The sequence below is a fragment of the Arsenicibacter sp. R0_47 genome (genome assembly GCF_057652235.1).
In genome coordinates, this window is record NZ_JBYFCJ010000007.1 from 105,820 (window position 1) to 117,553 (window position 11,734).

Annotated in this window: 13 protein-coding genes; 8 read left to right on the forward strand and 5 right to left on the reverse strand. The window is 52.0% G+C overall.

Annotated elements, in window-relative coordinates; genetic code table 11:
- Positions 1–5: 5 nt before the first annotated feature.
- The gene (gene trhO, locus AC23NW_RS14860) at positions 6–962 is read right to left on the reverse strand and encodes an oxygen-dependent tRNA uridine(34) hydroxylase TrhO (RefSeq protein ID WP_293837538.1); all 957 of its coding nucleotides are present in this window, start codon (positions 960–962) and stop codon (positions 6–8) included.
- Positions 963–1,191: 229 nt separating this feature from the next.
- On the opposite strand from trhO, the gene AC23NW_RS14865 reads away from it, so the two are divergent.
- Positions 1,192–1,827, forward strand: a complete 636-nt coding sequence (locus tag AC23NW_RS14865) for a deoxynucleoside kinase (RefSeq protein ID WP_293837541.1) — start codon at positions 1,192–1,194, stop codon at positions 1,825–1,827.
- Here AC23NW_RS14865 and AC23NW_RS14870 read toward each other — a convergent pair.
- The 3 genes from AC23NW_RS14870 to uvsE form a co-directional block, all read right to left on the reverse strand.
- Positions 1,824–2,111, reverse strand: coding sequence for a hypothetical protein (locus AC23NW_RS14870; protein ID WP_487450436.1), 288 nt, complete (start codon positions 2,109–2,111; stop codon positions 1,824–1,826). The two genes, AC23NW_RS14865 and AC23NW_RS14870, sit on opposite strands and share 4 nt — an antisense overlap.
- Positions 2,112–2,202: 91 nt before the next feature.
- Positions 2,203–3,282: a glutaminyl-peptide cyclotransferase gene (locus AC23NW_RS14875; RefSeq protein ID WP_487450437.1), complete on the reverse strand. Its 1,080-nt coding sequence runs from the start codon at positions 3,280–3,282 to the stop codon at positions 2,203–2,205.
- A 79-nt stretch (positions 3,283–3,361) separates the two neighbouring features.
- The gene (gene uvsE / locus AC23NW_RS14880) at positions 3,362–4,291 is read right to left on the reverse strand and encodes a UV DNA damage repair endonuclease UvsE (RefSeq protein WP_487450438.1); all 930 of its coding nucleotides are present in this window, start codon (positions 4,289–4,291) and stop codon (positions 3,362–3,364) included.
- A 107-nt stretch (positions 4,292–4,398) separates the two neighbouring features.
- Between uvsE and AC23NW_RS14885 the strand changes: the two genes are divergently transcribed.
- The 7 genes from AC23NW_RS14885 to AC23NW_RS14915 are packed head-to-tail and all read left to right on the forward strand — an operon-like array spanning position 4,399 to position 11,242.
- Positions 4,399–5,019 (forward strand): TetR/AcrR family transcriptional regulator, encoded by a 621-nt coding sequence (locus AC23NW_RS14885; protein WP_487450439.1) that lies wholly within the window; start codon positions 4,399–4,401, stop codon positions 5,017–5,019.
- A 52-nt stretch (positions 5,020–5,071) separates the two neighbouring features.
- Positions 5,072–6,328: a TolC family protein gene (locus tag AC23NW_RS14890; RefSeq protein ID WP_487450440.1), complete on the forward strand. Its 1,257-nt coding sequence runs from the start codon at positions 5,072–5,074 to the stop codon at positions 6,326–6,328.
- Positions 6,329–6,367: 39 nt separating this feature from the next.
- On the forward strand, positions 6,368–7,309 hold the full coding sequence (locus tag AC23NW_RS14895; protein WP_487450441.1) for an HlyD family secretion protein: 942 nt from the start codon (positions 6,368–6,370) through the stop codon (positions 7,307–7,309).
- A 12-nt stretch (positions 7,310–7,321) separates the two neighbouring features.
- Positions 7,322–8,251 carry an ABC transporter ATP-binding protein gene (locus AC23NW_RS14900; RefSeq protein ID WP_487450442.1) on the forward strand — a complete coding sequence of 310 codons (930 nt, stop codon included), beginning with the start codon at positions 7,322–7,324 and terminating at the stop codon, positions 8,249–8,251.
- Positions 8,226–8,960 carry an ABC transporter ATP-binding protein gene (locus tag AC23NW_RS14905; RefSeq protein WP_293844717.1) on the forward strand — a complete coding sequence of 245 codons (735 nt, stop codon included), beginning with the start codon at positions 8,226–8,228 and terminating at the stop codon, positions 8,958–8,960. The genes AC23NW_RS14900 and AC23NW_RS14905 overlap by 26 nt, the downstream gene beginning before the upstream one ends.
- Before the next feature lie 21 nt (positions 8,961–8,981).
- A complete protein-coding gene (locus AC23NW_RS14910; RefSeq protein ID WP_293844720.1) occupies positions 8,982–10,091 on the forward strand; it encodes an ABC transporter permease in 1,110 nt (369 codons plus the stop codon).
- A gap of 35 nt (positions 10,092–10,126) precedes the next feature.
- On the forward strand, positions 10,127–11,242 hold the full coding sequence (locus tag AC23NW_RS14915) for an ABC transporter permease (RefSeq protein ID WP_487450443.1): 1,116 nt from the start codon (positions 10,127–10,129) through the stop codon (positions 11,240–11,242).
- A 12-nt stretch (positions 11,243–11,254) separates the two neighbouring features.
- Here AC23NW_RS14915 and AC23NW_RS14920 read toward each other — a convergent pair whose 3' ends face one another.
- Positions 11,255–11,599 carry a hypothetical protein gene (locus tag AC23NW_RS14920; RefSeq protein ID WP_487450444.1) on the reverse strand — a complete coding sequence of 115 codons (345 nt, stop codon included), beginning with the start codon at positions 11,597–11,599 and terminating at the stop codon, positions 11,255–11,257.
- Between the last annotated feature and the right edge of the window lie 135 nt (positions 11,600–11,734).

Sequence of the window (11,734 nt, forward strand, 5' to 3'; positions counted from 1 at the left end):
GCAGGCTACTTAACCAGACTGCCTGCCAGACTCTTATAGCCTTGTAACGGGGTGTATCCGTCTGAATTTTTGGCATAATAACCGGTACCGTCGTATGTCCGGAGCAGCGGATCCTGCTTACAGGCATCCGAGCAGGTTCCCTGGTGATCCCAACCGCAGGCCTCGCACAAGGTTACATGGTTGTTGCAGACCGGACTCGCACAGTTGATCATGCGGTCAGTCGTTGTACCGCAACGGAAACAGGTTGAAATTACTTCAGGGTTAACCTGATTGACATCAACAGCGACGCGGTTATCAAACACATAACATTTACCGTCGAAATCTTCACCACCAGCCTCAAGGCCATATTTAATGATACCGCCATGTAGCTGGTACACATTCTCAAAACCGCGGGACAGCAGGTAAGCACTGGCTTTTTCGCACTTGATGCCACCGGTGCAGTACGTAATTATTTTTTTGTCTTTCAGATGCTCAATTTCGTGTACATGATCCGGCAGTTCGCGCAGGTTCTCCATGTCAAACGTGATCGCGCCCTTGAACTTACCGACCGAGTGCTCGTAGTTCGACCGCATATCGACTAGGACAACATCCGGATCGTCTTTCAGTTTCAGAAACTCGTCCGGTTCGAGGTGTTTTCCGGTCTGTTCCAGCGGATTAACGGGTAGGTCGGAGTTGACAATTTCTTCTTTCAGCCGGACGTGCAGTTTTTTGAACGCGTGGTCTTCGTGTTCTTCCACTTTAAACTCCAAAGCCTCAAACCGCGGATCAGCCTTTACCGTCTGCATGTACGTTTCACAATCTTCCGGAAGCCCCGAAACAGTGCCGTTCAGCCCTTCGGGGGCCACAATGATCCGGCCCAGCAGGTTCAGATCGAGGCAAAGCCGGTGATGCTCGTCCCGGAACTCTTCCGGGTTTTCGATAGGGGTGTAGCAGTAATATAGTAAGACGCGATACGGTTTCATAAACTCTAAATCTCAGATGCTGTCACTTCAGCCGGCAAAGTTACAAAATTTGCCCGCAAGAGGCTTTAATTCGCTTACCGGCTTTTGGTGTTTTGCCAAATGCGTGCTTTCTTGTGTATTCGTTTGCAGAATGTAACACGTTGAGCCGCAAAAGAATTCGCTTTTAGGCCACGGGAAAGAGAATATATACGTAACTTTTACAGATTTTACGCCGTTGATACAGAGTGATATGCACGTGGCCATTACCGGAAATATTGGCGCAGGGAAAACAACGCTGGCCCAGATGCTGGCGAATCATTACGGATGGGACGTTTTGTTTGAAGCCGTAGAGGGGAATCCCTATCTGGCCGATTTTTACGGCGATATGGAACGCTGGGCCTTCAACCTGCAGATTTACTTTCTGAACAGCCGCTTCGAGCAGGTAAAAACCATCCGCGATTCGGGCCGGAGCGTCATTCAGGACCGGACGATTTATGAGGATGCCTTTATTTTTGCCAAAAACCTCTACGAAACCGGCCAGATGACTCCGCGTGATTACGAAACCTATCGGGGTTTGTTTGAAAACATGCTGAGTCTGGTGCGCCCGCCCGACCTGATGATCTACCTGCGCGCCGACTTGCCGAAACTGGTTCGTCAGATTCAGAAACGCGGCCGCTCGTATGAGCTGTCGATCAGTGAAGACTATCTGGCAAGCCTGAATGCCCTATATGAACAATTTGCGGTTGATTATAAAGTTGGTGAGCTGCTGATTATTGATGTGAACGAATTGAATTATGCCGACCGGCCGGACGATTTCCGGTTTGTAACGCAACAGATCGATGAGCATCTGGCGGCCCGGGTAAACGCCGGTACAACACTGGTTTAAAGGCGTTCGCCGGTCAGGCAGGTATAGATTTCTGCTGTATAAGTCCTCGATGCCGAGGGCTTATTTTTTTGAATAGCCTGCCAGTCGTCCCGGATTTTTTTTTCGTCGTCCGGACCGGTAAATCCTTTCATCAGATAACAATAGGCCCGACCGATGGCTATGGCTTCATCCAGATCATTACCGTTCAGCGCAATCCGGTAGTCTCTCCGCAACTGATCGAGCCGGCGGAGTTTACTTTTTCGCCTGATGAGTATTATAATGAATCCAATAGCAACAAAAGTCAAAAACGTGTAAACAAGAAACATAAAGCGACTAAGTTCTTAGCCCGAATATGATAAAAAGTCGCCGGAATATCAAATAGTTGTACGGTATACGTTACAAACCGGCCACAGTTGACGACTTAGCAGAAGGGGATACCCGCACCTTAAACAGGGTCGGCCAGTTTTTACCGGTAATGTAAAAGAGCCGTTCCTGCGGCTGGTAGGCTATTCCGTTCAACACATCTTCAGTAGCGTTAATAGTTGGCGGTATGATTTTGGTAATATCCAGATAACCAGTGACTTTTCCGGTAGCCGGGTCGATCTGCGCGATGCGGTTGGTCTGCCAGATATTGGCATATACGTAGCCGTTTGCGTACTCCAGCTCATTCAGATTAACAACCGGCCCTTTGTCATCATAAACTGCGATTTCGGCGGTCTTCTGAAAGGTTGGTGTCAGGAAATAAAGTTTGTTTGAGCCATCGCTCATGATCAGCGTCGTGTCCCGGTGCGTAAGTCCCCAGCCCTGGGTATGGTAGTTAAAGGTGGTTACCGGCGTAAAGTCCATAGTATACTGAAAGCAGACACCTGATGTCCAGGTCAGCTGGTAGATTTTGTCGTTGACAATGGTGATGCCTTCGCCGAAATATTGCGCATCAATTGGCCGGCTTTGAATCGGCTTGCCCGTTTTCAGGTCTACTTTCATCAGCTTTGACTGGCCGTTTTGCCCGGTACCTTCATACAGGTCGCCTTTGTAGAATTCCAGCCCCTGGGTAAAGCTGCTTTTTTCGTGCGGGTAGGTCTGGAGCACGGTAAAACCGACGCTGGCCGGGGTAATGTCTGAATATAACTCAAAGGCAAGCGTGTCGGCAAAGGCGGTTTTCTGCGCGTTAAGACCGCTGACGATCAGCTGGTGCCAGCCTGTTTTGGGTGCATTTGCCTTAATCCGGAGCGTATCTTTCTGCTGCCGGAAACCCGTACTTGCCGTACCGTCGATACTGATTTTCAGGTCACTGACGGCTTCTGAGAGGTGTACCGCAAGGCTATCGCCGATCTTGCCGGCTAATTTTGTCAGACTGGCAATGGGGAGCTTTTCCGGGGTTTCCGTAGCAGTATTGGTTGTTGATTCTTTTTTATCCTGCTTGCAGGCTGACAAGAAGAAAACCAAAAGAACAGTCAGAAGTGCGTAACGTATCATGAAAAAGGATTAGCAAAATGTCGGCGCAAAACTAGGAAGAATTAGGCATATAAAGTCCTGTAATTACGACGGCACATCATCAACCGGCTGCCTGGCCGGAAAAGGATGCCGGTAAGCCGGTCAGTCCGCCACGGATTTTGAGTATAGCCAGCTCTTTCATTTTTGACTCAAACATTATGTCAACCGCTTTGCCGTAGGTATTAACCGGCGAATAAATCCAGTCGGCGTGGGCTTCGCGGCGGGCACCCGGATCTTCGCGGTCTTTGCGGGAATCCGAAAAATGGAACACCGGCCGCACATCCCACGTGGAATAGGCCGTCAGAAACGCTTCTTCCTCTGTCTGTTGCCCCGGATTGAGCGAGTGATGGAAGTAATCGAACACAATCGGAACGCCCGATAATTCATAGATCGTCATCAGATCTGCAACGGTATACAGGCCGGGACGGTCATCGTTCTCGACGGTCAGCCGGGCGCGCAGATTTTCGGACAACCTGCCTACGTTTTCGGCAAACCGGACCAGTGAGGCTTGTTTGTCGCCATAGGTACCACCAACGTGGATATTGATTTTGTTCCAGTGCGAAGGCGTCAACCCCATGAGGTCAAAGATTTCGGACTGGTATTCGAGGTCCTTAATGGTATTGTCGAGAACGGTACCTTCGCCGGCCAGTTTGTTGAACGGTCCCGGGTGGGTCGTCAGCCGGATCGGGCGGGCACCGATTTCTTCGAGCGTTGCCCGGATATCGGTAAAATCGGGCAGCTGGTTCAGTGAGTATTCAGAAGCCCAGGGAAAAATATCCGAGGAAATGCGGAAAATCCGGAACCCGTTGGCCAGATTCCAGTCGACAATCGTCAATAAATCCTGTACGTTTTTCAGCGCCAGTTCCGAGGCATAGGTGATACCCCGCTGCATAAAGGTTTTTTTTATCATGCCACGGTTCGTAAAAACCTTGTCGGCCTGTAATGTCAGATTGATGCAGGCATAGCCTGCATTGACCGGTGAATTTTCCATAACAACGTAAAACCGGTGGCCTGACACAAAGTTTTAACCGGACATGAAAAATAAATTTAATTAAACAGTTGTTTAAAATTGGACTTGCTCCTTACCTTTGCTGCGAGATGAACAGTATGGGAGAGGCAGAACTGGATACCGAGCAGAAAATTAAGGAAGCCGCCAAGCGTGTGTTTCTGGAGTATGGTTTTGAAGGCGCAAAAATCCGGCAGATTGCGGAAGCCGCTGATGTTAACATTGCCCTGGTGAATTATTATTTCCGGAGTAAGGAGCAGCTTTTCAACAGCATTTACCGCGAAACGTTTGCTGAGTTTGTGGGAAAGATGATGGTATTGCTGAACGAGAAGACACCGCTGGAAGTAAAAATATGGAAAATTGTTGACCGGTATACCGATTTTATCCTTGATAATCAGATGATGCCGGCGTTTATCCTGACACAGCAACGGAAAGAAGGAGCCGCGTTTTTTAAGGATCTGGATGTCCGGAGCGTTATTCAGGGGTCGTATTTCTGGAAGCAATTGCAGGAGGCATCGGCCAAAGGTGAGATCCGGGCTATTGACCCGCTGCAGGTTGTCATTTCGGTGATGGGCAGCATCATTTTCCCGATTATGGCGGGCGGTGTTTTATCGTACGTGGGAACGTTCGACGAGAAGGCATTCCGTGAGTTTATTGAGGCACGGAAAAAGATCATTCCGGAAATGATCATGACCTATTTACGGGCTGGGTGATTTTTTTTGCCCGTCAATTAAACAAGTGTTTAAAACAACTTTTTATGTTATCATGAAAGCGCTTTTTACCGGACTTGGGTTACTCTTGTGGGGGCAGCTACAGGCCCAGCCCGTCACGTTGGCTATGTGTTACGAAGCCGCCCGGACGAATTACCCCCTGTTGAAACAGAAGGGGATTATTCAGCAGACCGCCGATCTGGCCGTTGCCAGTTTGCAGACAAACCGGCAGCTTCCGCAACTGGCGGTTAATGGTCAGGCAACCTGGCAGTCGGAGGTAACGAAACTACCGATAGAGCTTCCCAATTTTCAGGTGCCCAGCATCAGCAAGGACCAGTATAAACTAACGCTGGATGCCAGTTATACGCTGTACGACGGGAATCTGACCCAACGGCAGGTGGCGGTGCAGCAGGCTGCATCGGCCTCGGCGCAGCAACAGGTTGAGGTTGAGCTGAATCGCCTCAAAGATCAGGTCAACGGCTTGTTTATGAATGCGTTGCTGACAGAAGAGAACATCCGGATCAATCAGGCAGCGATGACCGACCTCCGGAACCGGATCGGGAAACTGACGGCAAATGTGACTTTCGGGACGGCGGCACAAATGAACGTCGATGCGCTACAGGCGGAGTACCTGCGTGCTGATCAGCGGATGGCCGACCTGACAGTCTCACGACGTGGTATCCGGGAGACCCTGGGCCTGCTGACGAGTCTGGCGATTACTGACAGCACACGGCTGACCGTCAGCCCCGTACCGCAGGCCGGAGCCTTACCCGTTGCCCGTCCGGAATTACAACTCTTTAAAAACCAGCGGCTGGTATACGATGCGCAGGAGAGTCTGCTGGAGAACCGGCTGAAGCCACGACTGAGTCTGTTTGCCCAGGGTGGTGCCGGCCGGCCCGCGCTGAATTTCCTGAACAACGACTTCCGCGGCTTTTTCATCGGCGGGCTGCGGCTGAACTGGACCATCTCACAAGCGTATACCTTGCGCAATGACCGGCAGACGCTGGCCCTGAACCGGCAGACAGTTGATGTTCAGCAGGCGGTGTTTGAAAAAAATCTGTCGGTACAATTAAGACAGCAACAAACCGAAATTGACCGGCTGGAAGCACAGATCGCTAGAGATGCCGAACTGGTGGCCTTGCGGGCAAAGGTCCGGCAGGCCGCATCCGTGCAGCTGGACAACGGGGTGATTGCGGCCCGCGACTACACCACCGAACTGAATAACGAACTACAGGCGCAGCTGAACCAGAAACTTCATGAGCTTCAGTTGCTGATGGCACGGATCACATACCGAACGCTGACCGGAAATTAAGGGAATCGAGTTGACAGATATTCAAACGTAACGATAGTCATGAAATTATGCTATAACCTATTGATTTGTAGTGTTCTGATAGTGCCGGTGGCCTGTCAGCAAACGGAAGAAAAGGCGGACGCCTACGGAAATTTTGAGGCGGTCGAAACCATTGTATCGGCCGAGGCAACGGGTGCGTTGCAGCAGTTTACGGTGGAAGAAGGGCAGAGCCTGACCGCCGGACAAGGGGTGGGGCGCATCGACACCGAGCAGCTGATGTTGCGTAAGGCCCAGCTACTGGCCTCGGAGCAGGCCGTTCGCAGTCGTACACCGGACGTTGCCGCGCAGTTATCGGCCTATGATCAGCAGATTGCCGTGCAGCAGCAACAGCTGAAAACCCTGCAACGGGAAAAGGAACGCGCACAGAATCTGCTGGATGCGGGCGCTGCACCGGCCAAACAACTGGACGATATTGTGGCGCAGATGGACTTGGTTCAGCGGCAGATTGCCCTGATCAGACAGCAGCGTGTGGCCCAGGCGTCGGCTCTCGGTACGCAGCGCAGCGGTACGTCGGCGGAGCAGGCTCCATTAGCCGAACAGGTCAAACAAATCGACGATCAGATCAGTAAGGCAGCGGTCATCAATCCGGCGGCCGGTGTGGTGACGGTCAAATACGTTGAACCGGGCGAAGTCGTTTCGTTTGGCAAGGCGCTGTATAAAATCGCTGCTCTGGATAACATTACGCTGCGGGCATACGTGAGCGGCGACCAGTTGATTAATGTCAAAACCGGTCAGCAGGTGAAGGTCTTTGTCGATGCGCCTGATGATCAGCTGAAGCCATACGACGGTACCGTGACCTGGATCTCTGCCAAAGCCGAGTTTACGCCCAAGATCATTCAGACAAAAGACGAACGGGTGAATCTGGTGTATGCCCTGAAAATCCGGGTGAAAAACGACGGCAGTCTGAAAATCGGAATGCCGGGTGAAGTGAAATTCCGGTAAACGAACGCATCTATGGACGCCATACAGATTGACCGGGTGTCGAAAGCTTTTGCCGGTGCGCAGGCCGTTAATGACGTGTCGCTGACGGTAAAAAAAGGAGAGCTCTTCGGACTGATCGGGCCGGACGGAGCCGGCAAAACAACCTTGTTTAAAATACTGGTCACATTACTGCGCCCCGATCAGGGAAAGGCGCAGGTTAACGGCATGGATGTCGTGGGCGACTTCCGGAAACTGCGGCCGCTGATCGGCTATATGCCGGGCCGATTTTCGCTCTATCCCGACCTGAGTGTTGAAGAAAACCTGTCGTTTTTTGCCACCGTTTTCGGAACAACAATTGCCGCCAACTATGAACTGATCCGTGACATTTATGTGCAGCTGGAACCGTTTAAAAACCGGCGGGCGGGGGCTTTGTCGGGTGGTATGAAGCAAAAGCTGGCCCTGTGCTGTGCGCTGATTCACAAACCGGATGTGCTCTTTCTGGATGAACCGACAACGGGCGTAGATGCGGTGTCGCGCAAGGAATTCTGGGATATGCTGCACCGGCTCAACGAACGTGGTCTGACGATTCTGGTATCGACGCCGTACATGGACGAAGCCGGTCAGTGCGACCGGATTGCGCTCATGCAGACCGGACAGATTCTGGCGGTGGATACACCTGCCGGTGTGGAGAACCTGTTTCAGAAACCGCTGTTTGCCGTTAAGGCGCGGGAGACCTACCGGCTTATTCAGGATTTGCGGGCGGCACCGTTTACCGAAACCTGCTATGCATTCGGGGAGTACCTGCACCTGACCACCCTGCCATCAGTCACAGAAGAAATTATCCGTGACTATCTGATTCAAAAACATCACGAAGCTGTTGAGATCAAGCCCATCAAGGCCGGTATTGAAGACAGTTTCATGGCCCTTATGCAACATCATGGAGAAGGCAGTCAGCACGGATAAACTCACCAAACGCTTCGGCGATTTTGTGGCGACCAACGAAATTACGTTCGACGTTGCGCAGGGCGAAATCTTTGGTTTCCTGGGCGCTAACGGAGCCGGTAAGACAACCGCCATCCGGATGCTGTGCGGGCTGCTGAGGCCCTCGTCGGGTTCGGCAACCATTGCCGGTTTTGATGTCTACCGGCAGACCGAGCAAATCAAACAAGTGATTGGCTACATGAGCCAGCGGTTTTCGCTCTACGAGGACCTGACGGTGCGGGAGAACATCCGGTTTTACGGTGGTATTTACGGCCTGCCCAAGGCTGAACTGCGCCGGAAATCCGATGAAATTATTCAGCAGCTCGATCTGGGCGGGGTGGCCGATAAACTGGTGGCTTCGTTGCCGCTGGGCTGGAAACAACGGCTGGCCTTTTCGGTCGCGCTGGTGCATGACCCGCGGATTGTTTTTCTCGACGAGCCCACCGGCGGGGTTGATCCGATCACGCGGCGGCAGTTCTGGGACATGATTTATGAAGCCGCCAGCCGGGGCACGACCATTTTCGTGACGACCCACTACATGGACGAAGCCGAATACTGTAACCGTGTGTCGATCATGGTCGACGGGCGGATTAAGGCACTGGATACACCGGCGGCCATGAAACAGTCGTTCGGGGTCGATTCGATGGACGGCGTATTTCAGATTCTGGCGCGGGGCACCTCAACGAAGTAGGTACATTGACCATCAGCGAACATGAAACGTTTTTTCGCATTTGTTAAAAAGGAGTTTTTCCATATTCTGCGCGACCGGCGAACCCTGCTGATCCTGTTCGGCCTGCCGTTTGTACAGGTACTGCTGTTCGGCTTTGCCCTCACGAACGAGATCAAAAACGCGCGGATTGCGATCCTGGACCTCGATCACAGCCAGCACAGCCGCCAGATAACCAGCCGGTTATTGTCTTCGGGCTATTTTAAACTGGAACAGCAACTGGATAGCTACAAAGGAATCGAACCGGCGTTCCGTAAGGGTAAGGTAAAGATGGTCATCGTGTTTCCGGCGCGGTTTACGGCTGAACTGGCGCATGATCAGGCGGCGCAGATTCAGGTTCTGGCCGATGCTTCGGAGCAGAATACGGCCATCAGCCTGACCAACTATGCAACCAACATAATCCAGAGTTATAGTGCCGAACTGAATCCGGTCGGGATGAATCCGCCGATGCAACTCGACGTGCAGTCGCGGATGGTCTTCAATCCGGAGCTGAAAGGCGCTTTTGTCTTTGTGCCCGGGGTAATGGCCATGGTACTGCTGCTCGTGTCGGCGCTGATGACGTCCGTGACGATTGCCCGCGAAAAGGAAACCGGTACGATGGAGGTGCTGATGGTGTCGCCGCTGACCCAGATGCAGATTCTGTTCGGTAAGGTGCTGCCGTACCTCTTGTTATCGTTTCTGAACGGCTGCATGATCATTGTGCTGGGCATTAATCTGCTGGGCATTCCGCTGAACGGCAGCCTGGGCCTGTTGCTGGCCGAAACACTGCTGTTTATCTTTCTGGCGCTGTCGATCGGCATTCTGATTTCGACCATTGCCGAAACGCAGCTGGTCGCCATGTTTGCGTCGCTGCTCATTATGCTGATGCCGACGATTTTCCTGTCGGGGTTCATTTTTCCAATCGAAAGTATGCCGAAGCCCCTGCAAATCCTGTCGAACATTATACCGGCCAAATACTTTATCAGCATCGTTAAAGGCATCATGATCAAGGGAGTAGGGCTGCAATACCTGTGGAAGGAGACGCTGGTGCTTTTCGGGATGGCAACCGTCATTAATGCCGTTAGTCTGCGGAATTTGAAAACGCGACTGGGGTAATCTGAGTATCCGGAAATGAGTTAGACATACAAGCCATGTATCGCATACGGTTTATCATAGAAAAAGAATTTAAGCAAATTTTCCGGAACAAAGTGCTGTTACGGATGATGCTGGCGGCGCCGATGATGCAGCTGATTCTGTTATCCCTGGCCGCTAATTTTGAGGTAAAAAGCCTGAACATTGCCGTGGTCGATCAGGACCATACGACCTATGCTCAGCGCATGACCGGTAAGTTCCGGTTTATCGACAACTTCCGGTTTGTCGGGTACCTGCCCGCCTATAAGGAAGCGTATCGCGAACTACAGGCCGGAACAGTTGACCTGGTCATGGTGGTGCCGGCGCATTTTGAACGGGACCTGACCCGCGACAACAAAGCGCAGGTGCAGCTGATGGTCAACGCTATCGACGGGTCGAAGGCCGGCATTGCGCTGGGATATGCCCAGACCATTCTGCGGGATTTCAACGAGGCGATCCGTGCCGAAACCATGGGCATCACCCCGGCCGGCCGTGTGCAGATCGACGTGGAGAATCAGTATTGGTACAACCCGCAGCTTGACTATAAAACCTTTATGGTGCCGGGCATTCTGTTCGAGTTGCTGCTGATTGTCGGAGGCATGATTTCGGCCCTGAACATTGTCCGGGAAAAAGAAATCGGTACGCAGGAGCAGCTGAACGTGACCCCTATCCGCAAGCATGAGTTCATTCTGGGAAAACTAACCCCGTTTGTGGTAATCGGGCTGGTGCAGTTTACGATGGGCCTGATCCTGGGCAAACTCGCCTTTAACATACCGGTAGTGGGCAGTCCGCTGCTGATTTACGGCTTTGCCTTGCTGTTTCTGATTCTGTGTGTCGGCATCGGCCTGCTGATTTCGACTATATCCGAAACGCAGCAACAGGCCATGTTTGCCGTTTTTTTCATGATGGTCCTGTTCATCCTGCTGAGCGGCCTCTTTTCATCGACCGAAAATATGCCGCAGTGGGCGCAGTACCTCAACATCATAAACCCGCTCCGGTATATCATTGAAGCGGGCCGGAATGTGATGCTGAAAGGCAGTACGCTGCAAGACATGCAGGCCCAGTTTCTGACCTTATCAGGAATGGTTATCGGCGTACTGGCACTGGCCTCCTTCCGGTACCGGAAAACGGTGTAGCGGACTTCGGGTCTATTTCCAGAGAACCGAAACGGCAATGATTGCCAGGGCCAGCAGCAATTGCACCATTACTTTGAGCGTAAATGGCTGGCCATAGTGGATGGGGTAGAGGATACTGCCCGCAATCACACCCGTGACAAAAAACAGAAAGCGGTTCGACCACATGGACCCGTTGAAACCCGCTACGCCATAGTCAGAGGCCTTGATCCAAAGCCAGGTGCAGCCCAGTGCCAGCAGGTAGGGTATCGGTGATTTTATCCAGTTCGGAGCCTTAAACTGCCAGTACATGATGTACCAGTGACCGAAGGAGCCTACTAAAAACAAGAGTGTCGATGTGAGAATTTTGGTAATGTTCATTTGGCAGCGGCATTGATCGGAATCGCTGCAAGATAGCAGGATCCTTACAATTAGTCGGTTGATATGGAGCGTTAAGGTATCGTTTGGCGCAATTCAGTAAGGTGTTGATGGGAGGAGTTGAAGCAGACCCCCAAT